The 222-nt window shown below is 53.2% G+C and carries 1 tRNA gene; it reads right to left on the bottom strand.

Annotated elements, in window-relative coordinates:
• Positions 1–45: 45 nt before the first annotated feature.
• A tRNA-Glu gene (locus tag H6B10_RS16815) sits at positions 46–117 on the bottom strand.
• Positions 118–222 lie beyond the last annotated feature (105 nt).

Below are 222 nucleotides of genomic sequence, written 5' to 3'. Positions count from 1 at the left end.
GAAACAAAAAAATCTCCCTCAGCCTAAGCTGAAGGAGATTTTTTATGACCCGTACGGGAATCGAACCCATGTTACAGCCGTGAAAGGGCCGTGTCTTAACCGCTTGACCAACGGAGCTTTGATGGCGGAACTGGCGGGACTAGCGTCCATTTTGCTCTTGTTTCCGTCCCTTACCCTCTGGTGGATGCTGCTTACCGTTGCCGGGGTACTGCTGGCAGCAGC

The organism is Gemmiger formicilis (genome assembly GCF_016901605.1).
GTDB classification, from domain to species: domain Bacteria; phylum Bacillota; class Clostridia; order Oscillospirales; family Ruminococcaceae; genus Gemmiger; species Gemmiger formicilis_B.
Note: the sequence above shows the minus strand (reverse complement) of the source record. Positions and strands in the feature narration are given on the sequence as shown.